The following is a 26,676-nucleotide window of genomic DNA, read 5'->3' on the forward strand; positions in this document are numbered from 1 at the left end:
GCCGCCGCAGGCCCCGGTGGGCGGCGGTACGCACGGCGCCGGGCCGGCGCCCGAGCACCCGCCCGGCGGGCGCCGGCTCCCCGATGGCCGTCGGCATGCCGCTGCTCGGCGCGGTGATCGCGCTGGCCGTCTGGTGGCTGGTCACGTCCGTGCTGGAGCTGGTGCACCCGGCGTCCCTGCCGCCGCCGCAGGCGGTGTGGGAGTCGCTGACCGCCTCGTCCGACGTGCTGCTGCCGGCGCTGGGGACGACCACCCTGCTGACGCTGGTCGGATTCCTGCTCTCGGCGGTCGCCGGGGTGCTCATCGGGATGGCCCTGGCCGCCTCCCGCCACGTCGAGCGGATGTTCTCGCCGCTGCTGGTGGCGGTGAACGCGGTGCCGAAGATCGCCCTCGGCCCGCTGCTGGTGGTCTCGGTCGGCTGGGGCGAGAAGCCGATCCTGACCATGGTGTTCCTGCTCTGCTTCTTCCCGATCGTGCTCTCCACCGCCACCGGGCTCACCACCACCCCCGCGGACCTGGCGGAGCTGGCCAGGTCGCTGAACGCGTCGTGGTGGCAGTCGTTCCGCAAGGTGCGCTTCCCGGCGGCGCTGCCGCAGGTCTTCGTGGGCCTGAAGGTGGCGATGCCGCTGGCCGCGATCGGCGCGGTGATCGGGGAGTTCTACTCCGACAAGCCGGGGCTGGGCTACCAGATCCTGCAGTACAACGGCGTGGGAGACACCGCGACCGCCTGGGCGGCGATCGTGCTGATCGCGGTGATGAGCATCGTGCTCTACAGCGCCCTGTCCCTGATCGAGCGGCTCGCGCTGCCCTGGGTCCGGGCCACCACGTCGGCCCGCTGACCCGACGGCGGCCGGGCGGTGATCCGCCGCGCCCCGGCGCGGTGTCGGATCATGCCCGGCCGCCGGCACGGGTCGTGCGTGGCTGCCGGCAGGGGGTCATGTCCGGGCGCCGGACCCGGATGACGCCCGGCCGCCGGCACGGATGATGCCCGGGCCGCGCGGATCGTGCCCGGCCGCCGGCAGGGGCGTGCCCGGGCCGCCGGGCGCGGATCGTGCCCGGCCGCCGGGGCCGGGCACGACGCGGACCGGCCTCAGCCGGCGAGGCGCCACCGGCCGTTGCGGGCGACCAGGGTCGTCAGGGCCTGCGGCATGAGGCCGGAGTGGTTGTCCGGCGTCATCCGGATCGGCCCGGACAGGCCGTCCAGCTGGGACGTCTCCAGCACGTCGCGGATGCCGTCGCGGTCGACCCGGCCGGGCTCGCCGCCGGCGCGCAGCTCGGCGTCGGCGATCAGCTGCACCGCGTCGGCCGCGAACGAGGCCGAGCCGTTGTAGGCGCCGAAGCGGGCGGTGTAGTCCTGGAACCACTGCCGGCGGGCGGCCTTGGCCGGGGTGGTCGCGATGATGTCGTCGATGACCATGGTCTGGGTGAAGACCATCGTCGCGCGCTCGGTGGCCTTGGCGGCGGTGCCCAGGAACAGGTCGCCGGCGGCCGCCGCGTCGAAGAAGAGCGAGCCGGTGAACTTGGCCTGCTGGGCCGCGGTGGCGGCGAGCGCGGCCTGCTCCGGCGGCGTCCAGACCACCAGGGCGTCCACCTTGCGGTCGGTCAGCGCCCCGATCTGCTCGCCGACCTCGGTGTCGGTGGTCTTGACCGACTCCTCGCGCTGCAGCTTGACGCCGTTCTTCGCGAACTCGCCGCGCAGCGCGGCCAGCCCCTCGCGGCCGTAGTTGTCGTCGCTGTACAACACGCCGGCCTTGCGGACGCCCTTCCGGCGCATCTCGAGGGCGAGGGCGGCGGCGCTGTCGGAGGCGTTCGGGGCGAGCTTGAACACGTACCGCCGCTCGGCGACCGGGCTGGACACCGCGCCGGACGAGGCGAGCGCAATGGTCGGAATTCGCTTCTCGTTGATGGTCCGGACGGCGCCGACGGCGCATTCGTTGCAGCCGCCCATGATGATGGCGCTGACTCCGGAATCGTTGCTGAAGTCACCGATGTTGCGCAGGGACTCGGCCGGGTCGGACCGGTTGTCCTTCACCTTGAGTTCGACTCTCCGGCCGTTCAGCGCGCCCGAGGAGTTAAGTAGCTCGATCTTTAGTTCCAGTGCCCGCTGGTACGCCTTCCCGACGGTCGCCGCCGCGCCGGAGAGTTCGAGGTCCGCCGCGATGACGATGGGACTGGTGTCCTGCTCGTCCGCGCCGAACTGGCAGCCGGTGAGGGTGGTGGCCAGCACGGCCGATGCGAGCGCCGCGGCGGTCGCGGAGCGGATGGGGCTCAACTCAGTCCTCCAGAAGCGGCCCGGGGCGTTGCCCGGTCACCGCCGGTTGTCCGTCCTCAGTGGAGAAACGGGATCAGTCTGCCGTACGGTGTGCGCGAAGCCTGCAAAACCTTGCCAACGCCGGGCCCTGTGGTCAAGCGCGGGCGTCGGTGGCGTTTCGGGACGCGCATCCCACATGGTGGGGGCACGGGAAGTTTGTAAACGCTTACTAATCCGACATGGACGACCACTCTGGAGTTACATGCCCTGTTCACGGGCATGGGGAAATGAAGGTATTAGTTGACCGGAACACGGGATGCGTGCCCTCCGACCGTTTCCTACCCCACTGCGGCTTCCCAAACAGGATCACTTCTGATGAAATCGCGGCCGTGCCGCGTGTGGCGCAGTCCGTCGCACCGGGCGCGAGTCGGCGGGGCAGGCGTGGAAGAAACGACGGAGGCGATGTCGTGAGCACCGGACCGACGACCCTGCCCGACGGCGGCGAGACCGAGCAGCCGAAGCGTCGCCGCCTGTTCCGGCTGCGCGACGCGCGGATCCGCTCCAAGCTCGCGCTGATCCTGGTGGTGCCGGTCGCCGCGGTGCTCGCGCTGGCGACCGTCCGGCTCGTCTCCATCGGCGAGGGCGCGCTCGACGCGACGCGGGCCCGGGCGCTGACCGCGCTCTCGATCGACATCTCCGCCCTCACCCAGGACCTGCACGCCGAGCGGATGGCGGCGTCCGCCTTCCTGGCCGCGCCGCAGCAGAAGCCCGACAGCTACAACCTGCGGGTGCGCAGCACCGACGCCCGGATCGAGGCCTACCGGGCGGAGCGCGACCGAGTCGGCGAGGCCCCGGCCGCCGTCCGGGACCGGCTGGCGACCATCGACGAGCACCTGGAGACGCTCGACAGCACCCGGCAGAAGGTGCTCGACCGCCAGCAGATGGCGGTCGCCGAGGCGGCGCTGCGCTACGGGGTCATCCTCACCGACCTGGTCGCGTACGGCGACGGGCTCGCCCAGCTGCCCGGCGAGGAGGGGCTGTCCGACGCCCGGCGCGCGGTCGCCGCGTTCGCCCACGCCAAGGCGGCGGTCGCCGAGGAGCAGTCGGTGGTCTACACCGCGCTGACGGCCGGCCAGATCGACGAGGAGCAGTTCTCGTCGTTCGTCGCCACCCTGACCGGCCAGCAGGAGGCGCTGGTCGCCTTCTCCCTGGCCGCCGACCCGGCCCAGCGCGCCCTGGTCGACAGCACCGTCTCCGGTGACGCGGTCACCCTCGCCGACCGGGTCGCCGCCGACATCACCCGCTCGGTCGGGCAGCGCTCGCTGGTGACGGCCCAGGACGCCGCCGCCGCCATCGGCGCGGTCAACGACCTGATGCGCTGGGCCGAGGTCCGGCTCCAGGAGCGGCTGCTCGACCAGGCCGACCAGGCCCGCTCGGACGTCATCCAGCAGGCCGTCATCGAGTCGGTGCTGGTGCTGCTCACGCTCGTCGTCGCGGTGACCCTCGCCGTGGTGCTGGCCCGCTCGCTCAACCACTCGCTGCGCCGGCTGCGGGAGGGCGCCCTCTCGGTGGCCAACCACGACCTGCCGGACGCCGTGCAGCGGCTGCAGAACGTCGGCAACGTCGGCGACGGCGGCGTCGAGGAGATCGTCCGGCAGGTGCGCGACCCGATCCAGCTCAACAGCCGCGACGAGGTCGGCCAGGTCGCGCTCGCCTTCAACGTCGTGCACCGCGAGGCGGTCCGCGTGGCGGCCGAGCAGGCCGCGCTGCGTACCAGCGTCTCGGCGATGTTCCTCAACCTGGCCCGGCGCAGTCAGACCCTGGTCGACCGGATGATCGGCGAGCTGGACGCGATCGAGCGCGGCGAGGAGGACCCGAAGCGGCTGGCGCAGCTCTTCGAGCTGGACCACCTCGCCACCCGGATGCGCCGCAACGACGAGAACCTGCTCGTCCTGGCGGGCGCCGACTCGGCGGTGCCGCGCCGCGACGACGCCCTCCTGGTGGACGTGCTGCGCGCCGCGCAGTCCGAGGTGGAGCTCTACAACCGGATCGAGTTCGGCACCGTCGACACGGACATCTCGGTGGCCGCCCACGCGGTCAACGACGTGGTCCGGCTCGTCGCCGAGCTGCTGGACAACGCCACCCGGTTCTCCCCGCCCACCACCACCGTGGTCGCCGACGGCCGGCGGATCCGGGACTACGTGCTCATCCAGGTCGAGGACCGGGGCCTCGGCCTCACCGACGACCAGCTCGACTCGCTCAACCGGCGACTGGCCGCCCCGCCGGGCGTCGACGTCGCGGCGTTCCGGCTGATGGGTCTGGCCGTGGTCAGCCGGCTCGCCTCCCGCTACGGCATCCGGGTGGAGCTGCGCCGCAACGTGGAGGGCGGCACCGTCGCCCAGGTGACGCTGCCCGCCTCGACGGTGGTGCTGCCCCCGGTCCACAGCCGGGACCAGCAGATCACCCGGCCCCGGCAGCCGCTCGCGGTCGAGCAGACGCCGCTCACCCCCGTCGGCCTCGGCGAGCCGCTCGCCGGGGCGGGGCGGGCCGCCTCGGCCACGCTGACCGAGCAGTGGCGGTCCACCCCGACGCCGTGGCAGGCGCCCGAGCAGGCGCGGGACACCGCGTCCCCGGTGCAGGCCGGTGGCCTGGCCCAACCGCCGTCGGCCGCGCCCGCGGCGCCGCCGGCCCGGCCGGTCTTCGGTGGCGGTAACCCCTCCGTCGGCACGCCGACCGTCGCGTACCCCACGCTCGACCCGCTGCCCAAGCGCGTCCCCGGCGGCGCGGAGGCCGGCCAGCCGGCCACGCCGGTCCTGCCGGTCGGCCCGATCGCCGGCTCGTCGGTCACCGCCCCGACCGCCGGTGGGCCCGCCCAGACGGCGGGCTTCGGGGCCGACCCGGGCGTGGGCCGGGGCCTCGGCGCGAACCTCGCCGCCACCGCCCCGCCCGCCCCCGCCGCGCCGATCACCCCGCGTCCCGAGCTGCCGGCCGAGGCGCCGATCTTCCGGGAGATGGAGGCGGTGTGGTTCCGGTCGCACGGCAACGACGCCACCGCGATCTTCACCCGTCCGGACTTCAACCAGCCGCCGCAGGCCCAGCCGTCCGCCCCGGCCCAGCAGCCCGCCCCGGCCCAGCCGGCGCCGGCCGAGTCCCGCCCGCCACGGCTGCCCACGCGTACGCCGGGCAGCACGACGACGCCGTCGCCCGCGCAGGCGCCTCCGCCGTCGTACGCCCCGCCGGCCCCGGCGCGGCCCGCGGCGCAGGACGCGGCTCCCGCGGCCCCGGCCCCGGAGCCGGCTCCGGCGGCCGACGCGGAGGCCTGGCGGACGGCGGCCGACGAGGGCTGGTCCCGGGCCAGCCGGGCCGCGGAGCCGGCCGCCGGCGGCACCACCCGCTCCGGGCTGCCCAAGCGGGTGCCGCAGGCGCAGCTCGTGCCCGGCGGCATCGAGCCCCGGGGCGGTCGTGACCGCAGCCGGCGCACCCCCGACGAAGTACGCGGCCTGTTGTCGGCCTACCACCGCGGCGTGCAGCGCGGCCGGGCGGTCGGAACGGACCAGAACAGCACCTCGACCAAGGAGACGAGTCGATGAACAGGCCAGCGGCCATGCAGGACATGAGTTGGCTGCTCACCAACTTCGCCGACAGCGTGGCGGGCATCGCCCACGTGGTGGCGGTGTCGGCCGACGGGCTGCTGCTCGCCTCCTCGCGGGACCTGCCCGCGGACCGGGCGGACCAGCTCGCGGCGATCACCTCGGGCGTGGTCAGCCTGACCGAGGGCGCCGCCCGGATGTTCAGCGCCGGCGGCGTGCTGCAGACGGTCATCGAGATGGACAGCGGCTACCTCTTCCTGATGTCGATCAGCGACGGCTCGTCGATGGCGGTGCTGGCCGCCCGCAGCTGCGACGTCGGGCAGGTGGGTTACGAGATGGCGCTCCTGGTGGAGCGCGTCGGCGCCGCGCTGGTGCCGCTGCCCCGGGACGCCGTGCGGTCGTAGCGGGGGTCGACGCGCGTCGCGCGTCGACAGGGACGAGGAGACCGGTGCCCGGAAGGCCCGGCCGGGAGAGGAGGTGATCGCTGATGGACCAACGGCGCGCGGACCCGCGTGGCGCGCTGGTGCGGCCGTACGCGGTCACCCGCGGTCGGACCGAGGCCCAGATGGACATCGCCCTGGAGGCGGTCCTGTCGGCCAGCCCCACCCAGGTCGCGGAGTCCCGCTTCGCGGGGCACGACAAGCACCGCATCGCCACCGTCTGCGAGGGGCGGGCGCAGTCGCTGGCCGAGATCGCCGCGTACACCCGGATGCCGCTGGGCGTCGCCCGGGTGCTGGTCGCCGACATGGTGGCCGAGAGCCTGCTGACGCTACACACTGCCGCTCCCGCCGAGGGGTTCGAGGAGCGGATGGAAATCCTTGGAAGGGTGCTAAGTGGACTTCGCAGGCTATGACCCCGCCGGGGCCCGCCAGAACCGGGGAATCATCTCCGCGAAGATCGTGGTCGCAGGCGGCTTCGGCGTGGGCAAGACGACCCTGGTGGGCGCGATCTCGGAGATCACGCCGCTGAGAACCGAGGCGGTGATGACCGCGGCCGGGGTCGGCATCGACGACCCGTCCAAGGTGCCCGGCAAGCAGACCACCACGGTGGCGATGGACTTCGGCCGTATCACCATGGCCGAGGACCTGATCCTCTACCTCTTCGGCACGCCGGGCCAGACCCGCTTCTGGTTCATGTGGGACGAGATCATCCGGGGTGCCGTGGGCGCGGCCGTCCTGGTGGACACCCGCCGGATCACCGACGCCTTCGCGCCGCTGGACTACTTCGAGAACCGCAAGCTGCCGTACGTGGTGGCGCTGAACCGGTTCGACGGCGCGCCGCAGTACGAGCTGGAGGAGGTCCGCGAGGCGCTGGCCATCTCGCCGGACGTGCCGCTGGTGATGACCGACGCCCGGCACCGGGACTCGGTCAAGCAGGTGCTGGTGACCGTCGTCGAGCACGCCATGATCCGCCTCCAGGCCGAGCACGGCCGGGGCTACCCGGCGCCGGTCGGCTGAGGCCCGCAGGGCCTCGCCTCCACTGACCAGCGCGAAGCCGACGGGGCGCAGGCCGCGCCCGGCCTGCGTCCGGTGCCCGGCGAGGGCTGCCCGGGTGCGGGTCCGGGGCGGCGCGCGGCGGGGACGGCTTCCGGCGTGGGCCCGGCGGGCCGCCCCGCGTCAGTCCACCCGGAGCCGGTAGCCGCGCTTGACGACGGTCTGCACCACCCGGGGCGCGCGCAGCCCGGCGCGCAGCCGGGCCACCGCCATCTCGACCGCGTGCTCGTCGGCGCCGCGCGGCAGCGTGCGCAGCAGCGCGGTGCGGGACAGCACCCGGCCGGGGGAGTGGGCCAGCGCCCGGAGCACCGCCATCGGGGCCGGGGCGAGCGGGCGCAACTCGCCGTCGATCACGGCGGCGTGCCCGCGCAGGGTGAGCAGGTGGCCGGCCGCCTTCAGGGTGACCGTGCGGCGCGGCAGCTCGTCGACGATGGTCCGGACCAGGGCGCCCAGCCGGGCCCGCGCCGGCGCGCTGACCGGCACCCCGCGCCGCAGCAGCGGTTCGGCCGTGACCGCCCCCACGCAACTGGCGAGCACGTCGTGCCGGAACGCGTCCAGCACGGCGTCGCCACGGTCGCCGGCGGCCCGCAGCAGCGCCTCCGCCGCCGGGGCGGAGGTGAACGTGACGGCGTCGACCAGCCGGCCGGCGACCAGGTCGATCAGCCGGTGCAGCGGGGCCGGGTCGGTCGGCGGCGCCCACCGGTAGACCGGCACCTCGATGACGGTGGCCCCGGCCGCCACCAGCGCCGCCGTGCACTCCGGCTGCCGCTCGCCGTGCAGCTGCATGGCGATCACCTGCCCGGCGACGCCGCGCCGGCGCAGGTGGTCGACCACCTCGTCGCAGCTCTCCGAATCCGGTGACCACTGGTCGTGCAGTCCGGCGGCCCGGATCGCCCCGCGCGCCTTGGGGCCCCGCGCCACCACGTACGCGTCGGCGAGGACGCCGCGCAGCGGCTCGGCCAGCCCCCAGCCCTCGGCGGCCTCCAGCCAGCCGCGCATCCCGATGCCGGTGTTGGCCATCAGGACGTCCGGCGGCCGGTCGAGGCAGGCGCGGGTGGCCTCGCGCAGGTCGGTGTCGTCGGCCAGCGGCACGATCCGCAGGGCCGGGGCGATCACCACCCGGGCGCCACGCCGCTGGAGCAGCGCGGCGAGTTCGTCCCGTCGGCGGTCGGCGGTCACCCCGATGGTGAAGCCGGCCAGTTCGTCGCGCATTCACCCCTCCTGTCGCAGCCGCACCTCGACGAGTCCGTTCCGGCAGCGCGCCTCGTGCCGGGGCACGGCGACCTCGGGCAGGTCGAGGCAGATCCCGGTGCGCAGGTCGTACACCTGCTTGTGCAGCGGCGAGGCGACCGTGGGCACCCCGCCCCGGCTGCCGACGATCCCCCTCGACAGCACGTACGCCCCGCCGACCGGGTCGAGGTTGTCGAGGGCGAACAGCCCGTCGGCGGTGTGGAAGAGGGCCACCTGCGCGCCGTGGACCAGGGCGGCGACGCCCCGGTCGGGCTCCAGCCGGTCGAGCGGGCAGACCGGGGTCCAGGCGCGCGTCGCGGCGGCCGGCGGCGGGGCGGTGGTCGTCGTGGTCATCGCGGTACCTCCAGAGGTCCGGGCGTCGTGGGGGTCATCGCCGCACCCGCGGCAGCCCGAGCGCGACCGGCTGCCGGCCCTCGGCGGCGGGCGCGCGACCCGCCGGGACCGGCTGGCCCCGTTCGAGCGCGAAGGTGATCGACGGGTCGGGCACGTCGGGGGCGTTGACGAAGGAGGCGAAGCGGCGCAGCCGGGCCGGGTCCTCCAGCACGTCCCGCCACTCGTCGGAGTACGAGTCGACGTGCCGGGCCATCGCCGCGTCGAGTTCGGCGCAGAGGCCGAGCGAGTCGTCCACGATCACCGCGCGGAGGTGGTCGAGGCCGCCGTCCATCGCCTCGATCCAGGCGGCGGTGCGTTGCAGTCGGTCGGCGGTGCGGACGTAGTACATCAGGAACCGGTCGACCAGCCGGACCAGCGCCTCCGTGGACAGGTCGGTGGCGAAGAGGTCGGCGTGCCGGGGCCGGAAGCCGCCGTTGCCGCCGACGTAGAGGTTCCAGCCGGTCTCGGTGGCGATGACGCCGAAGTCCTTGCTGCGGGCCTCGGCGCACTCGCGGGCGCAGCCCGACACCGCCGACTTGATCTTGTGTGGGGCGCGCAGCCCCCGGTAGCGCAGCTCCAGGGCGACGGCCAGCCCGACCGAGTCCTGCACCCCGTACCGGCACCACGTCTCGCCGACGCAGGACTTCACCGTGCGCAGCGCCTTGCCGTACGCGTGGCCGGACTCGAAGCCCGCGTCGACAAGCCGGCGCCAGATCCGCGGCAGCTGCTCGACCCGGGCCCCGAACAGGTCGATCCGCTGCCCGCCGGTGATCTTCGTGTAGAGCCCGAAGTCGCGGGCCACCTCGCCGATCACGATCAGCTTCTCCGGGGTGATCTCCCCGCCCGGGATCCGGGGCACCACCGAGTAGCTGCCGTCGCGTTGCAGGTTGGCCAGGAAGTGGTCGTTGGTGTCCTGCAACGACGCCCGCTCCCCGTCGAGCACGTGCCCGGTGCCCAGCGAGGCGAGGATCGAGGCGACCACCGGCTTGCAGATGTCGCAGCCGCGACCCCGGCCGTGCTCGGCGACGAGCCGCGAGAACGTGCGGATGCCGCGCACCCGGACGATGTCGAACAGCTCCTGCCGGCTCGCGTCGAAGTGCTCGCAGAGCGCGGTGGACTGCCGCACCCCGGCGGCGTCGAGGAGCTGCTTGAGCATCGGCACACAGGAGCCGCAGCTCGTGCCCGCCCGGGTGCACGCCTTCAGCGCCGGCACATCCGCGCAGCCGCCGGCGATCGCGTCGTCGACGTCGGCGCGGGTCACCGCGTTGCAGGAGCAGACCTGCGCGGCGGCGGGCAGCGCCCCCGCGCCGGGCGCGCCGGCAGGCGCGAGCAGTGCCAGCGGGGGAGCGGGCAGCGGACCGCCGACGCTGGCCCGCAGCGTCGGGTACGCGCTCGCGTCGCCGACCAGCACCCCGCCCAGCAGGGTCTGCGCGTCGTCGGATAGGACCAGCCTGGCGTAGACCCGGGTGGCCGGGTCGGTGAACGTCACGTCGAGGCAGCCCGGCGTGGTGCCGTGCGCGTCGCCGAACGAGGCCACGTCCACACCGAGCAGCTTCAGCTTCGTGGCGGTGTCCGCCCCGGGGAAGGTGGCGGCCCCGCCGACCAGCCGGTCGGCGACCACCTCCGCCATCGCGTAGCCGGGGGCGACCAGGCCGTGGCAGACGCCGTCGACCGCCGCGCACTCGCCGACCGCCCAGATCCGCTCGTCGGCCGTCCGGCAGGCGGCGTCGACCAGCACCCCGCCGCGCGGGCCGAGTGGCAGCCCGGCGGCCCGGGCCAACTCGTCGCGGGGCCGGACGCCGGCCGCCACCACCACCAGTTCGGCGTCGACCACCGTGCCGTCGGCCAGCTCCAGGCCGGCGACGGCGCCGTCCGGGCCGGGCCGCAGGGCGGTGGTGGCGACGCCCAGGTGGGTGGCCACGCCCAGCTCGTCGACGTAGCGCCGCAGCATCGCGCCGCCGGCCGGGTCGACCTGCGCCGGCATCAGCCGGGGCGCGAACTCCACCACGCTCGTCGCCAGGCCGAGCAGGCGCAGCGCGTTCGCCGCCTCCAGGCCGAGCAGCCCGCCGCCGATCACCGCGCCGGTGCGCCGGCCGCGCGCGTGCTCCCGGATCGCCGCCAGGTCGTCCAGCGTGCGGTAGACGAAGACCCCCGGCAGCGCCGCCCCCGCCACCGGCGGCACGAAGGCGTACGAGCCGGTGGCCAGCACGAGCGCGTCGTACGGGTGCTCGCCGGCCGCCGTGCGCACCACCCGCCGCGCCCGGTCGATCTCCGTGGCCGGCTCGCCGAGGCGCAGCTCCACCCCGTCGTCGGGGGTGTGCAGGTCGAGCTCCTCGGCGGTTACCCCGTCGAAGAACGCCGAGAGCCGCACCCGGTCGTACGCCGGGCGGGTCTCCTCGGCGAGCACGGTGACCCGCCACCGTCCCTCGGGGTCGCGGGCGCGCAGCGCGTCGACGAGGCGCTGCCCGACCATGCCGTTGCCGACGACGACCAGCCGACCGTGACCGCCGCCTCGCCCGCTCACGGCCGCGCTCCGCTTCGCCGCGCGCCGTCCCGGGGCTCTCCCGCACCGAGCCCGCCTCGCCCGCTCATCGCGTCACCTCCACCGAATCCACTTCGGACATCCAGTCGACGATTCCGGCGACCGCGTCCCGGCAGCCGCCGCAGCCGGTGCCGGCCCGGGTGGCCGCCACCACGGCGTCGACCGTCCGGGCGCCGGATCGCCAGCAGCTCACCAGCGCGCCCTTGCTGACGCCGTTGCACTGGCAGACGGTCGCCGCGTCCGGCATCAGCGCCGGGGTGGCGGCGGGCGCCGCCGGGGCCGCGCCGTACGCCCGGCCGAGGAGCAGGGACCGCCGGTCGGCCGGCACCGGCTGACCCCGGTCGAAGAGCTGGACGACCGTGCCGACCGCCGGGTTGTCGCCGAGCAGGATGGCGGCCGTCAACCGCTCGTCGCGGATGCGCAGCCGCGCGTACGTGCCCCGGGCCGGGTCGGCGAAGGTCAGCTCCTCGCCGGCCCCGCCGTCGGCCGGGTCGCCCATGGCGGCGAGGTCGATGCCGGCCGCCTTGAGCCGGGTCACCACCGGGCGGGGCCGGTAGCGGGCCAGCGGATCCTCGCCGGTGAGCAGCTGCGCCACCACCCGCGCCTGCGCCCAGGCCGGCGCGACCAGCCCGGTGACGGCGCCGTCGTGCTGGGCGCAGTCGCCGATCGCCGAGATCCGCCGGTCGCCGGTGCGCAGCCGGTCGTCGACCAGCACGCCCCGGTCGACGGCCAGCCCGGCCGCGGCGGCGAGGTCGGTGTCGGGGCGTACCCCGCAGGAGAGCACCAGCAGGTCGGCGGCGAGCGACCGGCCGTCGGCCAGGTCGAGGCGGACCCCGTCGGCGTCCGCCACCACCCGGGTGGCCGACACGGCCAGGTGGGTGGTCACCCCGAGCCCCGCGAGCGTGCCGGCCAGCACGGCCGCGCCGGCCGGGTCGAGCTGCCGTTCCATCAGGTACGGCACCGGGTGCACCACCCCGACGGCCAGGCCCCGGGCGGCGAGCCCCCGGGCCGCCTCCAGCCCGAGCAGCCCGCCGCCGAGCACCAGGGCGGTGCGCGCGCCGGCGGCGACGGCGAGGATCCGCCGGCAGTCGTCCAGGGTGCGGAACGGGACCACCCGGTCCGGCAGCCGGGGCCCGTCGAGCCCGGGCAGCGGGGGCACCACGGCCCGGCTGCCGGTGGCGAGCACCAGATGGTCGTACGCGACGCTGTCGCCGTCGGCGGTGCGGACCGTGCGGCCGGCCCGGTCGACGGCGGTGACGGTCACCCCGGTGCGCAGGTCGACGCCCTGCCCGGCGGCCTCCGCCAACTCCACGTCCGCCTCGCCGATCCGGCCCGTCAGCAGGGTGGAGAGCATGATCCGGTTGTACGCCCGGTGCGGCTCCGCCCCGAGCACGGTGACCTTCCGGTCGCCGCCCCGGGCGTGCAGCTCGGCGGCCAGCCGGGCGCCGGCCATCCCGTTGCCGACGATCACCACGCGCCCGGTCACGGCCGGCCCCCGTCGCGCCCCGGACGGCGCCGGGCCGGCACCCGCGAGGGGCCGGACGGTTCGCTCGCTCATGGTCGCTCCACCCTCTCCAGCCGGACGGCGCAGATCTTGAACTCCGGCATCCCGGAGACCGGGTCGACGGCGTCGTTGGTCACCGAGTTGGCCCGCGCCGCGCCGCCCCAGTGGAACGGCGCGAAGACCGTGTCCGGCCGGATGGCGGTGCTGAGCCGGGCCGGCGCGCGCAGCTCGCCCCGGCGGGAGACCACCCGCACCGGTTCGCCGTCGCCGATGCCGAGCCGGGCGGCCAGGTCGGGGTGCAGCTCGACGAAGGCGTCCGGGGCGGCCCGGCGCAGCGCGGCGACCCGGCGGGTCTGGGTGCCGGACTGGTACTGCGCGAGCACCCGGCCGGTGGTGAAGTGCAGCGGATACTCGGCGCAGACCTCCTCGGCCGCCGGCCGGTGCTCCACCGGGTGGAACCGGGCCCGCCCGTCGGGGGTGGCGAACCGGTCGACGAAGAGCCGGGGCGTGTCGGGCCCGTCCTCGGTCGGGCAGGGCCAGAACACGCCGTCCCGCTCGTCGATCCGCTCCCAGCTCACCCCGGCGTAGTCGGCGGGGCCGCCGGCCGAGGCCCGCCGCAGCTCGGCGAACACGGCCCGCGGGTCGCCGCCGTCCTCCCCGGTGCGACCGGGCGCGGGCGCGCGGAGGCGGGTGGTGAGGTCGGCGAGGATCTCCAGGTCGGTACGGACGCCCGGGGGCGGCGGACGCAGCGCCCGCCGGCGCAGCACCCGGCCCTCCAGGTTGGTCATCGTGCCGTCCTCCTCGGCCCACTGCGCGGTGGGCAGCACCACGTCGGCCAGCGCGGCCGTCTCGGAGGGCAGGAAGTCGGCCACCACCAGCAGGTCGAGCTCGCGCAGCCGGCGTTCGATCCGGGCGGCCCGGGGCGCGGAGACCACCGGGTTGGAGCCGAGGACCAGCAGCGCCTTCGGCCCGGCGGGCGTGCCCAGCGAGTCCAACAGCTCGTACGCGGGCACGCCCGGCCCGGGCAGCTCGTCGGCCGGCACCCCCCAGACCCCGGCGACGTGCTCCCGGGCGGCCGGGTCGTCGATCCGGCGGTAGCCGGGGAGCTGGTCGGCCTTCTGCCCGTGCTCCCGCCCGCCCTGCCCGTTGCCCTGGCCGGTCAGGCAGCCGTAGCCCGAGCCGGGGCGCCCGGGCAGCCCCAGGGCCAGCGCCAGGTTGACGAAGCCGGTGACCGTGTCGACGCCCTTGGCGTGCTGTTCGGCGCCCCGCGCGGTCAGGATGATCACGCGCTCGGCGGTGCCGAGGGCCCGGGCGGTCGCCGCCAGGTCGGCCACCGGCACCCCGGAGAGCGCCTCGGCGCGGGCCGGCCACCAGCCGGCGGCGACGCGGCGGACCGCCTCGAAGCCGGTGGTGCGGGCGGCCACGTACGCCCTGTCGATCCAGCCCTCGGTGAGCGCGACGTGCAGCAGCGCGTTCGCCACCGCCAGGTCGGTGCCCGGCAGGGGTTGCAGGTGCAGGTCGGCCTGCCTGGCGGTGGCGGTGACCCGGGGGTCGACCACGATCAACCGGCCGCCGCGCCCGCGCTGCTCGGTCAGCCAGCGCACCAGCGGAGGCATGGTCTCGGCCGGGTTCGCGCCGACCAGCAGCAGCGTGTCGGCCCGCCCGAGGTCGGCCAGCGGGAACGGCAGGCCCCGGTCGACGCCGAAGGCGCGCGTCCCGGCCGCCGCCGCCGAGGACATGCAGAACCGGCCGTTGTAGTCGATGTGCCTCGTCCGCAGCGCCACCCGGGCGAACTTCCCCAGCGCGTACGCCTTCTCGTTGGTGAGCCCGCCGCCGCCGAAGACGGCCACCGCGTCCGGGCCGTGCGCGCGCTGGACGGCGCGCACCCCGGCGACGATCCGGTCGAGGGCGGCGTCCCAGCTCGCCGGGCGCAGCTCGCCGGTGCCGGGGTCGCGCAGCAGCGGGCTGGTCAGCCGCTCGGGGTGGTCGAGGAGTTCGGCGGCCGTCCAGCCCTTCTGGCAGAGGCCGCCCCGGTTGGTGGGGAACTGCCGGGGGAGCACCGCCACCCGGCCGTCCTCCTCGCGTAGCCGCATCCCGCACTGGAGGGCGCAGTACGGGCAGTGTGTCGCCACCTCCCGGGGCGCCCGCCCCGGTCGAGTCGCCGTCCGCGCACCGTCCGTCATGTCGGCAAAGCGTGCCGGCGGGCGGTTTCCGGTCCGGGTCCCGTTTGTTTCGCTCCTGTCAAGAGCGCCTCACACCGCACGGAGGCACGGGGTCGCTCCGTTGCCTTTCCGGGGGCGCGGCCGGGCCGTCGTCGACGCGGCCGCTTCCGGACGTACTCCCGCCGACCGCCGCCCGGAGGAACCGTGGGATGACTGACGGTCATACCAGCGGTAGGCTGTTCGGCATGACGGCCAAGGTGACCCTGTCGTTCTCCGACGAGACGATCGAGGAGGCCCGCCGGTTCGCCAAGCGCGAGGGGCTCTCCCTGTCGGCGTGGATGGACCAGGCGGCCCGGGAGAAGGCGCTGCGCGAGGTCTTCACCGCGCACGCCGCCGCCGTCGGCCGGGCCGGGCTCGACCTCGAAACCGCCGCCCTCGCCGACGCCCGCGAGGTGGGCCTGGTCGACGACCTGCTCTTCGGCGGGCGCCCGCGTGCTGCATAGGGGCGAGGTGTGGCGCATCGACGGCGCCCGGGAACGGCTCGGGCTGGTGATCAGCTCCGACGTCTACAACTCCACCGACGTGCCGATCGTGATCGTGGCCGAGGTGGTCGAGGAGGCGCTGCTGCGCGACTCGCCCCTGGCGGTGCCGATGGGCGCGTACGTGGTGATGCCCGACCGGCTCTCCTCGCCCATGAAGAAGTGGTTCACCGAGTGCGTGGACGTCGCCGACACCGAGACCATGCAGCGGGTCGGGCGGGCGCTGCGCATCCTGCAACAGCTCTGACACCTCACCGACGCGGCCCGGCCGAGGTGCGGTCTCCGTTTCCGGCCCGACCCGCGACGGGCACGGTGGGGTAACCCCCGACTCCTAGCGTTCCTCCAGGTCACACCGACGAGGAGGAGCCGCCGTGAGCACACTGGCCCCCAGCACGCCCCCGGCCGAGGCCACCCCGGCCGCCGCCGGGCGCCGCCGCATCGACGACTGGCGGCCCGAGGACCCGGAGTTCTGGCGTACGACCGGCGCGCCCATCGCCCGCCGCAACCTCTGGATCTCGATCTTCGCCGAGCACGTGGGCTTCTCCGTGTGGAGCCTCTGGTCGGTGACGGTGCTCTTCCTCGGCCCGGAGTACGGCATCGACCCGGCGGGCAAGTTCCTGCTCACCGCGGTGCCGGCCGCGCTGGGGGCGGTGCTGCGGCTGCCGTACACGCTGGCCGTGGCCCGCTTCGGCGGGCGGAACTGGACGGTCGTCAGCGCCCTGCTGCTGCTCGTCCCGGCCGTGCCGATGGCCGTGCTGCTGGAACCGGGCGTCTCCTACCCCACGCTGATGGTGCTGGCCTGCCTGACCGGCGTCGGCGGCGGCAACTTCGCCTCCTCGATGGCGAACATCAACCTGTTCTTCCCGCAGCGGCTCAAGGGCCGGGCACTCGGGCTCAACGCCGGCGGCGGCAACCTCGGCGTGCCGGCGGTGCAACTGGTCGGCCTGGCGGTGCTGGCCACGGCGGGCGCCGCGTACCCCCGGCTGGTGCCGGCCGTCTACCTGCCGCTGATCGTGCTGGCCGCGCTGGCCGCGGCGCGCGGGCTGGACAACGTCCCCGGGGCGCGCAACGAGCCCGGCGCGCTGCGCGAGGCCGCCCGCGACCCGCACACCTGGATCATGTCGCTGCTCTACGTCGGCACCTTCGGCTCCTTCATCGGCTTCGGCTTCGCCTTCGGGCAGGTGCTCCAGCTCCAGTTCGCCGACCGCTTCCCGACCCCGGTCGACGCCGCCTGGCTGACCTTCCTCGGCCCGCTGGTCGGCTCGCTGATCCGGCCCGTCGGGGGCCACCTCGCCGACCGGCTCGGCGGGGCCCGGGTGACCTTCTGGAACTTCGTCGCGATGGCGGCCGGCGCCGCGCTCGTGCTCTTCGCCGCCCGGGAGCGCTCGTTCGGGCTCTACCTGGTCGGCTTCCTGTCGCTCTTCGTCTTCTCCGGGATCGGCAACGGGTCGACGTACAAGATGATCCCGGCGATCTTCCGGGCCCGGGCGACGGCGGCGGTGGCGGCGGGCCGGCGGGAGGCGGCGGCGGCCGAGCGCTGGGCCGGGCGGATGACCGGGGCGCTGATCGGCGTCGCGGGGGCGGTCGGGGCCTCCGGCGGGGTGCTGGTGAACATCGCCTTCCGGCAGTCGTTCCTCACCCAGGGCAGCGCGGACGCGGCGTATGTCGCCTTCGTGGCCGCCTACGCCGTCTGCTTCGTGGTGACCTGGTCCGTCTACCTGCGGCCGGGCCCGCGCCGGCTGGCCGGGGTGTGACCCGGACCGCGCCTTCGCCGCAGGTCAGGGCGGGTGGCACCCCGTTTTGACCTGCCGACGGGGCGCCGGGTATCGTTGCCTGCTGTTGTACGACATCCAGAGGCGTGCCGCATCAGGTACGCTTGGTCGTTCGTGCGCGCTGGTCCGGCTGGGTACTCCTGGTCACCTCGGCGCGCGACCCCAGACCGACGACGAGACAAGGTAGACCTGTGCGTACGTACAGCCCGAAGCCGGGTGAGATCGAGCGTCAGTGGCACGTCATCGACGCCTCTGATGTCGTGCTGGGCCGCCTGGCCACCCACGCCGCCACGCTGCTGCGCGGCAAGCACAAGCCGACTTTCGCGCCGCACGTCGACACGGGCGACTTCGTCGTCATCGTGAACGCGGGCAAGGTGGCGCTGACCGGCAACAAGCGGCAGCAGAAGATCGCCTACCGCCACTCCGGTTACCCGGGTGGTCTGAAGCAGGTCGGCTACGACGAGCTGCTGACCAAGCGCCCCGAGCGGGCCATCGAGCTCGCCGTCAAGGGGATGCTCCCGCACAACAAGCTCGGCCGTAAGCTCATCAAGAAGCTGAAGGTCTACGCCGGTGCCGAGCACCCGCACGGCGCGCAGCAGCCGGTGCCGTTCGAGATCAAGCAGATCGCGCAGTGAGCGCGGGCGAAGGAAACAGCATGACCGACATCACCGAGACCGAGGTCGCCCCCGAGGCCACCGAGGCGCCGGCGCCCGTCGCCCGCGCGCCTCGTGGTGACCGGCCGATCCAGACCGTGGGTCGCCGCAAGGAGGCCATCGTCCGGGTCCGCATCGTGCCCGGCACCGGCAAGATCACCTGCAACGGTCGCGACCTCGAGGCCTACTTCCCGAGCAAGGTGCACCAGCAGCTGATCAAGGACCCGCTGGTCACCGCCGAGAAGCCGGAGGCGTTCGACGTCATCGCCAACCTGCGCGGCGGCGGCACCACCGGTCAGGCCGGCGCGCTCCGGCTGGCCATCGCCCGGGCCCTGATCGTCAGCGAGCCGGACGACCGCCCGGCGCTGAAGAAGGCCGGCTTCCTCACCCGGGACGCCCGGGTCAAGGAAAGCAAGAAGTACGGCCTCAAGAAGGCCCGTAAGGCTCCCCAGTACTCGAAGCGCTGATCTTCAGCGGCACGTTGTACTTCTGACGAACGGCCGGGTCGCCTCCCCTCGACGGGAGGTGGCCCGGCCGTTCGCCTTTCCTGGACCGTTTCATCGGAGGTTGGCGGGTATGGGCCGGTTGTTCGGTACGGACGGCGTACGCGGGCGGGCGAACGCGGATCTGACGCCCGAGTTGGCGCTGGCGGTGGCGGTCGCCGCCGCACACACGCTCGCCGAGTCGGACCGGAGCCATCCCCCGCTCGCCGTGGTCGGGCGGGACACCCGGGCCAGCGGCGAGATGCTGGAGGCCGCCGTCGTGGCCGGACTCACCAGCGCCGGCGCCAACGTGGTCCGGGTGGGCGTGCTGCCGACCCCGGCCGTGGCGTTCCTCACCGCCGAGGCCAAGGCCGACCTGGGCGTGATGCTCTCCGCCTCGCACAACCCGATGCCCGACAACGGGATCAAGCTCTTCGCCGCCGGCGGGCACAAGCTGCCGGACGAGATCGAGATGAAGATCGAGGCGGCCGTCGAGGCGAACGCCACCACCGCCTGGGAGCGGCCGGTCGGCGCCGGCGTCGGCCGGGTGCACGACCTGCTCGACGGCGCCGACCACTACGTGCAGCACCTGGTCAACACCGTGCCGCACCGCCTCGACGGGATCAAGGTGGTGGTCGACTGCGCCAACGGCGCCGCCGCCGAGGTGGCCCCCGTGGCCTACCGGGAGGCGGGGGCGGAGGTCGTCGCCATCCACGCCGAGCCGGACGGGCTCAACATCAACGACGACTGCGGCTCCAACCACATCGAGGCGCTGCGGGCCGCGGTGGTCGAGCACGGCGCGCACCTGGGGATCGCCCACGACGGCGACGCCGACCGCTGCGTCGCGGTGACCGCCGACGGCGAGGAGGTCGACGGCGACCAGGTGATGGCCGTCCTCGCCCTCGCCATGCGCGAGGCCGGCACGCTGACGCAGGACACGCTGGTCGCCACCGTGATGAGCAACCTGGGCCTGCGCCTGGCCATGTCCCGCGAGGGCATCCGGCTGGTCGAGACCAAGGTCGGCGACCGGTACGTGCTGGAGGAGCTCCGGGCGTCCGGGCTGGCCCTGGGCGGCGAGCAGAGCGGGCACATCGTGATGCCCGCGTACGCGACGACCGGCGACGGCGTGCTGACCGGGCTGCACCTGATGTCGCGGATGGCGGCCACCGGCAAGTCCCTGGCCGAGCTGGCCGGCGTGCTCACCCGGCTGCCGCAGGTGCTGGTCAACGTCCCGGTCGGCGACCGTACGATCGGCGCCGCCGCGCCCGCCGTGCGCGCCGAGGTCGAGCGGGCCGAGGCGGAGCTGGGGGAGACGGGCCGGGTGCTGCTGCGGCCGTCCGGCACCGAGCCCCTGGTCCGGGTGATGGTCGAGGCCGCCACGGAGCACGTCGCCCGCGAGACGGCCGAGCGCATCGCCGACGCGGTCCGCGTCGCCAGCCCCGCCTGACCCGAGCCGACCGGCGTGGCCGGGCCCGCCGGCCCGGCCTCGTCGATCCCGTTGTCGCCGGCCCGGCCTCGTCGGCCCCGGTCCCGCCTGCCCCGGGCCCACCGGCCTCGCGGGCGGGTCCGCAGGGGCGGTCGGAGCGCGGGGCCGACGGGCGACCGCTCCTTCGGGCCGATGGCCCGGGCTCAGGTCGCGGACAGTCGGCGCAGCCGGTCGACCGCCTCGGTCAGCACCTCCGCGCGCTTGCAGAAGGCGAAGCGGATCAGGTGCCGGCCGGCGTCGGGATCGTCGTAGAAGCCCTGGGTCGGGACGGCGACGACGCCGCACCGCTCGGGCAGCGACCGGCAGAACTCCAACCCGTCGCGCCCGCCGAGCGGGGTGACGTCGGCGGTGACGAAGTACGTCCCCTCCGGCGCGAACACCTCGAACCCGGCGTCGGTCAGCCCGCCGACGAGCTGGTCCCGGCGGGCCTGCATGCCGTCGCGGAAACCCGTGAAGTAGGCGTCCGGCAGGGCGAGCGCCACCGCGACGGCCGGCTGCAACGGCGCGGCGTTGACGAAGGTGAGGAACTGCTTCACCCGTAGCGCCGCCGAGACCAGCGCCGCCGGGCCGCTCATCCAGCCGACCTTCCAGCCCGTGCAGGAGAACGTCTTGCCGGCCGAGGAGATCCGCAGCGTCCGCTCGCGCATCCCCTGCAGGGTCGCCAGCGGCACGTGCGGGCTGGACGCGTCCGTGAAGACCAGGTGCTCGTACACCTCGTCGGTCACCGCGTACGCGCCGTGCTCCTGGCACAGCTCGGCGACCAGGGCCAGCTCGTCGGCGGTGAACACTTTGCCCGTCGGGTTGTGCGGCGAGTTCAGCAGCACCAGCCGGGTGCGCGGGCCGAACGCGGCGCGCAGGGCCGCCGGGTCGAAGGCGTAGCGGCCGTCGGCGTCGGGGCGCAGCGTGACGGGTCGCCGGACCGCGCCGGCCAGCGCGATCGAGGCGGCGTACGAGTCGTAGTACGGCTCGAAGCAGACCACCTCGTCGCCCGGCTCGCAGAGGCCGAGGATCGCCGCGGCGAGCGCCTCGGTGGCGCCCGCGGTCACGACGATCTCGCCGTCGGGGTCGTACTCCAGGCCCCAGAAGCGGCGCTGGTGCGCGGCCACCGCCGCGCGCAGGGCCGGGACGCCCGGGCCCGGCGGGTACTGGTTCTGCCCCGAACGCAGCGCCTCCGCCGCGGCGGCGAGCATCTCCGGTGGTCCGTCGGTGTCGGGGAAGCCCTGGCCGAGGTTGACCGCGCCGGTGCGGACGGCGAGGGCGGACATCTCGGCGAAGACGGTCGTCCCGAACGGGCGCATCCGGGCCACCAGCGGGTCGAGATCGTCGGTCGTCGTCATCCGGTCAGCCTAGGGGCCGCCGCCGCCGGGACGCACCACGCGGACGGCGGCCCGGAGGTGAGCGTGGCCGTCAACCGGTGCAGGTGGCTCGCCAGCCGCCGTTCGAGAGCTTCGGCGGGCCGGTCTCCACGCCGCCGACGGTGACCCGGCAGCCCATCGTGGGCGCGCCGTCGGTGCGCTGGGTGACGACCAGCGTCCGCTGTGTCGAGCCGTCGCTGACGAAGCTCAGCCGCCACGGCAGCTTCCTCCCGCTGAGCTGGCGGAACTGCCCGGCGGCGTCGTAGTACTCGATGTCGGCCGGCCCGGTGCCGGTGGCCTCGTAGACGACGGTCGCCGGCCAGGTCGGGCCGGGGGTGGCGCTCGCGGTGGCCGGTGGCGCGGAGGGCGGGGGCGCGGCCCGCGGCGCCTCGGCCGTGCAGGAGGCCGACGTCGCCAGGGCGGCGAGCAGGGCGAGCGAACGGGCGGTCCGCAGCAGCCGGCGGGCGTGCGGATGCGGTGTTGCGGACGGCGTCGACATCGGTTCCCTGGCGGAGGGGGGCGGTCAGAGTCAGCTGGTGGGGCGGTGGGGCGGTGGGGCGGTGGGGCGGTGGGGCGGTCAGAGTCTGGCGGTTTCTCCCCTTCCCCGCAACCACGCTCCGATCCGGCGGTTCGGCCCGTCCGGAGCCGCCGTCGCGACCGGCGTCCCAGGCCGTGGGCGATGCCCGGGTACGCCCCGTTCGCTCAAATTCAGTGATCGTATGCCCGGCTTTCGAGCACGCGCGATGAGCGAAACTGGGTTAGGCTGCGGGACATGTGTGGAATCGTGGGTTACGCCGGCGCGCGCCCGGCGCTCGGCATCGTGCTCGACGGACTGCGGCGGCTGGAATACCGCGGCTACGACTCGGCCGGCGTCGCCGTCGTCTGCGACGGCGAGCTGCTGACCGAGAAGAAGGCCGGCAAGCTGGCCAACCTGGAGAAGGTGCTCTCCGAGCGGGCCGCCGAGGACCCGACGTCCTGCGCGGCCAGCCCGATCGGCATCGGCGACGGCACCACCGGCATCGGCCACACCCGCTGGGCCACCCACGGCGGCCCCACCGACCGCAACGCCCACCCGCACCTCGCCCCCGACGGCCGCGTCGCCGTGATCCACAACGGCATCATCGAGAACTTCGCGAAGCTCCGCGCCGAGCTGGAGGCCGACGGCGTCCAGTTCACCAGCGACACCGACACCGAGTGCGCGGCGCACCTGCTCTCCGCCGCGCTGGCCGACCTGCGCGCCGCCGGCCACCCCGACGGGCCGCAGCTGCTCGCCGCCGGCATGCGGGTGGTCTGCCAGCGGCTGGAGGGCGCGTTCACCCTGCTCGCCGTCGACGCGGCGGTGCCCGGCGCCGTCGTCGGCGCCCGGCGCAACTCGCCGCTGGTCGTCGGCCGGGGCGACGGGGAGAACTACCTCGCCAGCGACGTGGCCGCGTTCATCGAGCACACCCGGGACGCCGTCGAGCTGGGCCAGGACCAGATCGTCCTCATCACCGGCGACACCATCGAGATCACCGACTTCGCCGGCCAGCCCGCCAGCGGCAAGGACTTCCACATCGACTGGGACTCCTCGGCCGCCGAGAAGGGCGGCTACGACTGGTTCATGCTCAAGGAGATCGAGGAGCAGCCGCAGGCCATCGCGGACACGCTGCTCGGCCGGCTCACCGAGACCGGCGAGATCATGCTCGACGAGGTCCGCCTCAGCGACCAGGACCTGCGCGACGTCGACAAGATCTTCATCGTCGCCTGCGGCACCGCGTACCACTCGGGGCTGGTCGCCAAGTACGCCATCGAGCACTGGACGCGGATCCCCTGCGAGGTGGAGCTGGCCAGCGAGTTCCGCTACCGCGACCCGGTCCTCGACCGGTCCACGCTGATCGTGGTGATCTCGCAGTCCGGCGAGACGATGGACACCCTGATGGCCCTGCGGCACGCGAAGGAGCAGAAGGCCCGCGTCCTGGCCATCTGCAACACCAACGGCTCCACCATCCCGCGCGAGTCCGACGCGGTCCTCTACACCCACGGCGGGCCCGAGATCGCCGTCGCCTCGACCAAGGCGTTCCTCACCCAGCTCGTCGCCTGCTACCTGATCGGCCTGCACCTGGCCCAGGTGCGCGGCATCAAGTTCGCCGACGAGGTGGCCGCCGTGGTGGAGCAGCTCCACCAGATGCCGGGCAAACTGCGTGAGCTGCTGGCCCGGATCGAGCCCGTCCGCGAGCTGGCCCGCGACCTGCGGTCCGAGCCGACCGTGCTCTTCATCGGCCGGCACGTGGGCTACCCGGTGGCCCTGGAGGGCGCGCTCAAGCTCAAGGAGCTGGCATACATGCACGCGGAGGGCTTCGCCGCCGGCGAGCTGAAGCACGGCCCGATCGCGCTGATCGACAAGGGCACCCCGGTGATCTGCATCGTGCCGTCGCCGGTCGGCCGGGGCATGCTGCACGACAAGGTGGTCTCCAACATCCAGGAGGTGCGGGCGCGCGGCGCCCGGACGATCGTGATCGCGGAGGAGGGCGACGAGGCGGTCGTCCGCTACGCCGACCACCTGATCTACGTGCCGCGTACGCCGACCCTGCTCGCCCCGCTGGTCACCACCGTGCCGCTGCAGGTCCTCGCCGCCGAGATCGCCGCCGCCCGGGGGCACGACGTGGACCAGCCCCGCAACCTGGCCAAGTCGGTCACCGTCGAGTAGCCGTACCGCCGGGCCCGGCCAGCCACCCGCGGACGGCCGGGCCCGCCACCCACCCGGCGGGTGCGACGGGTCGGCCGCTGTGTGTCGCGGTCGTCCGGTGTGCGACGCGTGCGGGTGGTCGGTCTCAAGATCTGCGCTACTTCCCGGAAGTAGTGGTCTCCGGCGCGCTAGAGGCCACTATTTCCGCGAAACTGCGCGGATCTTGACGCTCGGCGTGGGGAACGGCGGCGGGCCTGAGCAGGGGCGAGGGTCGTCGCGGTCGGCTGGTGTGTGTCGCGGTCGGCTGGTGTGTCGCGGGCGGGTGGTCGGTCTCAAGATCTGCGCTACTTCCCGAAGTAGTGGCTTCCGGCGCGCTAGAGGCCACTATTTCCGCGAAACTGCGCGGATCTTGACGCCCGGCGTGGGGAACGGCGGCGGGCCTGAGCAGGGGCGGGGGTCGTCGCGGTCGGTGTCGCGGTCGTCCGGTGTGTGTCGCGTGCGGGTGGTCGGTCTCAAGATCTGCGCTATTTCCCGGAAGTAGTGGTCTCCGGCGCGCTAGAGGCCACTATTTCCGGGAAATTGTGCGGATCTTGACGCGCGGTGCGGGGGACGGCAGCGCGCCTGAGTGGGGCGGAGGGTCGTCGCGGCCGGTGGGACGGGTCGGCCGGGTGACGGACCTGAGCGGGGGCGGAGGGTCGTCGCGGCCGGTGGGACGGGTCGGCCGGGTGACGGACCTGAGCGGGGGCGGAGGGTCGTCGCGGTCGGCGGGACGGGTCGGTCGGGCGGCGGGTGCGTGCTCTCGGGCGGTGGCCGGCGGTCCGGGTCAGCGGCTGACGGCGGTCGGGGTCAGCGGCCCAGCACGACCCGGGCCATGCCGTCCAGTGCCGGGTTGTCGGGTGCCCAGTAGCCGGTGTGGCCGTGCCGGCCGCTGGGGAAGGTGCGCCCGCCGAAGGCCGGATGGGCGGGGTCGTGGCCGAACCACAGCTCCCGCCCCGGCCCGGCGGCCGTCAGCGGCGACGCGGCGTGCAGGGCCTGCCGGGCCAGTTCGTCCGGGGGCCGGGCCAGCCGGATCACGTCGTCCGACGCGGTGCTCGCCCAGACCTGCTCCGGAGGCAGCCGCAGCTCGGCGGCGTGCGTGACCCCGACCCCGGGCGAGCCGACGAAGACCAGGGCGTCGGCGGCGAGCCCGTGGTCGCGTGCGGCCGTGCCGACCACCAGCGAGCCGTAGCTGTGGCCCAGCACGGTCTGCCGGGCCGGCGGCCCCTCGTGGGTCGCCCGCAGCCCCTCCTGGAACCGGTGCAGCGCCGGCCCGGCGTCCCGGGCCTGCCCCGGCCAGGCCGCCTCGTGCAGGAAGTCGGGGGCGTCGTAGTCGAGCCAGAGCACCGCCGCGGTCTCCTCCTCGGGGGCCAGGGCGGCGCAGCGGGACAGCACCCGGGCGGCTCGGCCCAGCTCGCCGGTCGCGTCTCCCAGCCCGGCGGTCATCCCGGGTACGTACGTCAGCACCCGCGCCGACCGGTCCGGGTTGCCCAGCGCCACGACCGCGCGCCCCTCGCCGGCCGTGTCCAGCCCCAGCAGGTACGCCCGGGGGGCCTCGCCGGCGGCCAGGCGACCGGCCAGCGCGTCCAGCCCGGCCAGTGCCGTCTCGACCCGCAGCAGCCCGGCCAGCTCCACCGGCCCGCGCGGCACCCGCGCCAGCAGCCGTCGCCGCGCGGCGAGCAGCTCCTCCCGCCGCGCCCCGAGCAGCAGCCGGTTGGCCTGGTCGCGGGCGTCCGCCGGGACCCCGTCGAGGCGGCCGACCAGCCCCGGCTCGTGGGCCACCAGCCACCGGCGCTGCGCGGCGGTGAGCCCCGCCCACCACGCCCGCACCGCGCCGGGACCCGCGCCGGGCGGCGGCCGGCCGGGCGGCGGCGGGGCCACCCACGTCGACCGGGCTGCCGCCGCCAGGGCGTCCAGCCGGCCGGCCGCCTCCCGGTCGGCGGAACCGGCCAGCTCCAGAGCCGCCCGGATCGCCGTGCCCACCCCGGCCGCGACCTGGCCCGAACGGGGGGTGGCCGGCGCGCGGGCGGGGTCGGCCGACACCCGCCCCTGCCGGTCGACCAGCAGCCCGGCGCCCTCCGCGCGCGTCACCGCGGCGGCGAGCCGGGCCTTGGCCGCGTCCAGCCGGCCGGCGAACTCGGCCAGCACCTGGTCGATCTCGACGAGGGCGGGGCAGACCGTGGTCAGCTCCGCGCGCAGCGCCGCGAGCCGGGCGTCGGCGGCCCCGGCCGCGCCGCCGGACCAGTCGGCGCGCAGCGCCGCCGCTTCGGCGGACAGCTCGCCGGCCCGGCGGCCGACCGGGTCGGTCAGCCCGCGCCAGGCCGCCCCGGCGGTCCGCCACGCACCCGGGTCGGCCGCCCAGAGCTGCCGGTAGCCGACGGCCGCCGCCCGCTCGGCGGGGTGGGCCGGCCGCGCGGCGGACCCCGTCCGACCCACCGCCGGCACCGGAGCAGGCGGCCCGGAGGCGACCCGGTTCGCCGCCGGTACTGGGGCAGGCGGCTCGGAAGCCGCCCGGTCCGCCGC

21 protein-coding genes are annotated in these 26,676 nt (G+C 75.1%); 12 read left to right on the forward strand and 9 right to left on the reverse strand.

The genetic code is table 11. The features are described from left to right. The coding region (locus ACWENR_RS17865) for an ABC transporter permease (protein ID WP_452278098.1) at positions 1 to 839 on the forward strand (839 nt) is incomplete at its 5' end. Between the two features lie 251 nt (positions 840 to 1,090). Here the strand turns inward: ACWENR_RS17865 and ACWENR_RS17870 are convergent. Further along, positions 1,091 to 2,272 (reverse strand): ABC transporter substrate-binding protein, encoded by a 1,182-nt coding sequence (locus tag ACWENR_RS17870; protein WP_452278099.1) that lies wholly within the window; start codon positions 2,270 to 2,272, stop codon positions 1,091 to 1,093. 446 nt (positions 2,273 to 2,718) lie between these two features. Here ACWENR_RS17870 and ACWENR_RS17875 point away from each other — a divergent pair, with 446 nt between their 5' ends. The 4 genes from ACWENR_RS17875 to ACWENR_RS17890 all read left to right on the forward strand — a co-directional run bounded on the left by ACWENR_RS17875 (position 2,719) and on the right by ACWENR_RS17890 (position 7,298). After that, positions 2,719 to 5,841 (forward strand): sensor histidine kinase, encoded by a 3,123-nt coding sequence (locus tag ACWENR_RS17875; protein WP_452278100.1) that lies wholly within the window; start codon positions 2,719 to 2,721, stop codon positions 5,839 to 5,841. Continuing rightward, entirely contained in the window at positions 5,838 to 6,245 is a 408-nt protein-coding gene (locus tag ACWENR_RS17880; protein ID WP_067359650.1) for a roadblock/LC7 domain-containing protein, read from the forward strand. Before ACWENR_RS17875 ends, ACWENR_RS17880 begins: the two co-directional genes overlap by 4 nt. 83 nt (positions 6,246 to 6,328) lie before the next feature. Beyond that, entirely contained in the window at positions 6,329 to 6,694 is a 366-nt protein-coding gene (locus ACWENR_RS17885) for a DUF742 domain-containing protein (RefSeq protein WP_091102670.1), read from the forward strand. Next, positions 6,675 to 7,298, forward strand: a complete 624-nt coding sequence (locus ACWENR_RS17890) for a GTP-binding protein (RefSeq protein ID WP_091102673.1) — start codon at positions 6,675 to 6,677, stop codon at positions 7,296 to 7,298. The genes ACWENR_RS17885 and ACWENR_RS17890 overlap by 20 nt, the downstream gene beginning before the upstream one ends. Before the next feature lie 159 nt (positions 7,299 to 7,457). Here ACWENR_RS17890 and ACWENR_RS17895 read toward each other — a convergent pair whose 3' ends face one another. The 5 genes from ACWENR_RS17895 to ACWENR_RS17915 all read right to left on the reverse strand — a co-directional run bounded on the left by ACWENR_RS17895 (position 7,458) and on the right by ACWENR_RS17915 (position 15,096). Further along, positions 7,458 to 8,546: a uroporphyrinogen-III synthase gene (locus ACWENR_RS17895; protein WP_452278101.1), complete on the reverse strand. Its 1,089-nt coding sequence runs from the start codon at positions 8,544 to 8,546 to the stop codon at positions 7,458 to 7,460. Further along, positions 8,547 to 8,918: a nitrite reductase small subunit NirD gene (gene nirD / locus ACWENR_RS17900; protein WP_452278102.1), complete on the reverse strand. Its 372-nt coding sequence runs from the start codon at positions 8,916 to 8,918 to the stop codon at positions 8,547 to 8,549. Positions 8,919 to 8,952: 34 nt separating this feature from the next. Beyond that, entirely contained in the window at positions 8,953 to 11,481 is a 2,529-nt protein-coding gene (nirB, locus tag ACWENR_RS17905) for a nitrite reductase large subunit NirB (RefSeq protein WP_452278103.1), read from the reverse strand. A gap of 64 nt (positions 11,482 to 11,545) precedes the next feature. After that, a complete protein-coding gene (locus ACWENR_RS17910; protein WP_452278111.1) occupies positions 11,546 to 12,985 on the reverse strand; it encodes an FAD-dependent oxidoreductase in 1,440 nt (479 codons plus the stop codon). A 68-nt stretch (positions 12,986 to 13,053) separates the two neighbouring features. Continuing rightward, the gene (locus ACWENR_RS17915; RefSeq protein WP_452278112.1) at positions 13,054 to 15,096 is read right to left on the reverse strand and encodes a molybdopterin oxidoreductase family protein; all 2,043 of its coding nucleotides are present in this window, start codon (positions 15,094 to 15,096) and stop codon (positions 13,054 to 13,056) included. 314 nt (positions 15,097 to 15,410) lie between these two features. On the opposite strand from ACWENR_RS17915, the gene ACWENR_RS17920 reads away from it, so the two are divergent. From ACWENR_RS17920 to glmM, 6 genes are all read left to right on the forward strand, one after another. Next, on the forward strand, positions 15,411 to 15,668 hold the full coding sequence (locus ACWENR_RS17920) for a DUF6364 family protein (RefSeq protein ID WP_452278113.1): 258 nt from the start codon (positions 15,411 to 15,413) through the stop codon (positions 15,666 to 15,668). After that, a complete protein-coding gene (locus ACWENR_RS17925) occupies positions 15,658 to 15,951 on the forward strand; it encodes a type II toxin-antitoxin system PemK/MazF family toxin (RefSeq protein WP_452278104.1) in 294 nt (97 codons plus the stop codon). The genes ACWENR_RS17920 and ACWENR_RS17925 overlap by 11 nt, the downstream gene beginning before the upstream one ends. A 124-nt stretch (positions 15,952 to 16,075) precedes the next feature. Continuing rightward, a complete protein-coding gene (locus ACWENR_RS17930) occupies positions 16,076 to 17,458 on the forward strand; it encodes an MFS transporter (RefSeq protein ID WP_452278105.1) in 1,383 nt (460 codons plus the stop codon). Positions 17,459 to 17,667: 209 nt separating this feature from the next. After that, entirely contained in the window at positions 17,668 to 18,111 is a 444-nt protein-coding gene (gene rplM, locus ACWENR_RS17935; protein ID WP_018720634.1) for a 50S ribosomal protein L13, read from the forward strand. Positions 18,112 to 18,131: 20 nt separating this feature from the next. Next, positions 18,132 to 18,596: a 30S ribosomal protein S9 gene (gene rpsI / locus ACWENR_RS17940; protein WP_139582597.1), complete on the forward strand. Its 465-nt coding sequence runs from the start codon at positions 18,132 to 18,134 to the stop codon at positions 18,594 to 18,596. Positions 18,597 to 18,705: 109 nt separating this feature from the next. Beyond that, complete coding sequence (glmM, locus tag ACWENR_RS17945; RefSeq protein ID WP_452278106.1) at positions 18,706 to 20,058, forward strand: phosphoglucosamine mutase; 1,353 nt, start codon at positions 18,706 to 18,708, stop codon at positions 20,056 to 20,058. A gap of 182 nt (positions 20,059 to 20,240) precedes the next feature. Here glmM and ACWENR_RS17950 read toward each other — a convergent pair whose 3' ends face one another. Both ACWENR_RS17950 and ACWENR_RS17955 read right to left on the reverse strand, forming a co-directional pair. After that, positions 20,241 to 21,434: a pyridoxal phosphate-dependent aminotransferase gene (locus tag ACWENR_RS17950; RefSeq protein ID WP_452278107.1), complete on the reverse strand. Its 1,194-nt coding sequence runs from the start codon at positions 21,432 to 21,434 to the stop codon at positions 20,241 to 20,243. 70 nt (positions 21,435 to 21,504) lie between these two features. Further along, positions 21,505 to 21,951 carry an MmpS family transport accessory protein gene (locus ACWENR_RS17955; protein ID WP_452278108.1) on the reverse strand — a complete coding sequence of 149 codons (447 nt, stop codon included), beginning with the start codon at positions 21,949 to 21,951 and terminating at the stop codon, positions 21,505 to 21,507. A 273-nt stretch (positions 21,952 to 22,224) separates the two neighbouring features. Between ACWENR_RS17955 and glmS the strand changes: the two genes are divergently transcribed. Then, positions 22,225 to 24,138 carry a glutamine--fructose-6-phosphate transaminase (isomerizing) gene (gene glmS, locus ACWENR_RS17960; protein WP_452278109.1) on the forward strand — a complete coding sequence of 638 codons (1,914 nt, stop codon included), beginning with the start codon at positions 22,225 to 22,227 and terminating at the stop codon, positions 24,136 to 24,138. Between the two features lie 825 nt (positions 24,139 to 24,963). Here glmS and ACWENR_RS17965 read toward each other — a convergent pair. Next, positions 24,964 to 26,589, reverse strand: coding sequence for an alpha/beta hydrolase (locus ACWENR_RS17965; RefSeq protein WP_452278110.1), 1,626 nt, complete (start codon positions 26,587 to 26,589; stop codon positions 24,964 to 24,966). Positions 26,590 to 26,676: the final 87 nt, after the last annotated feature.

This window comes from Micromonospora sp. NPDC004336 (genome assembly GCF_053602615.1).